The sequence below is a fragment of the Streptomyces tyrfis genome (assembly GCF_037034285.1).
In the GTDB taxonomy this organism is placed as follows: Bacteria; Actinomycetota; Actinomycetes; order Streptomycetales; family Streptomycetaceae; genus Streptomyces.
This window is the reverse complement of the sequence record NZ_JBAGJZ010000123.1, coordinates 1-726: the sequence shown is the minus strand read 5'-3', so window position 1 is coordinate 726 and position 726 is coordinate 1. Positions and strand designations below refer to the sequence as shown.

The 726-nt window shown below is 59.0% G+C and carries 1 rRNA gene; it reads right to left on the bottom strand.

The features are described from left to right. Positions 1-447: ribosomal RNA gene (locus WA762_RS35490) — 16S ribosomal RNA — on the bottom strand; the annotation flags it as partial. Between the last annotated feature and the right edge of the window lie 279 nt (positions 448-726).

Here is a 726-nt window from a genome sequence, read left to right as displayed (position 1 = left end):
CGCTTCTTCCCTGCTGAAAGAGGTTTACAACCCGAAGGCCGTCATCCCTCACGCGGCGTCGCTGCATCAGGCTTGCGCCCATTGTGCAATATTCCCCACTGCTGCCTCCCGTAGGAGTCTGGGCCGTGTCTCAGTCCCAGTGTGGCCGGTCGCCCTCTCAGGCCGGCTACCCGTCGTCGCCTTGGTAGGCCATCACCCCACCAACAAGCTGATAGGCCGCGGGCTCATCCTTCACCGCCGGAGCTTTCAACCCCATCCCATGCGGGACGAAGTGGTATCCGGTATTAGACCCCGTTTCCAGGGCTTGTCCCAGAGTGAAGGGCAGATTGCCCACGTGTTACTCACCCGTTCGCCACTAATCCACCCCGAAGGGCTTCATCGTTCGACTTGCATGTGTTAAGCACGCCGCCAGCGTTCGTCCTGAGCCAGGATCAAACTCTCCGTGAATGTTTTCCCGTGATCGGGACAACACAACACGAGAGCGGAACAACCAGTCGGAATAGGACCGGTCGTTCACAGCGTCCTCGCTGTGTAAATGCCCACCGAACCGTGAGGCCCGGCAGGACTTTCAAAGGAACCACCAACCTGCCGTGATCGACAGGCCGGGGTATCAACATATCTGGCGTTGACTTTTGGCACGCTGTTGAGTTCTCAAGGAACGGACGCTTCCTTTGTACTCACCCGAACCATCCGGTCCAGGCTTTCCTCCGGGCTTTCCCTTCGGTC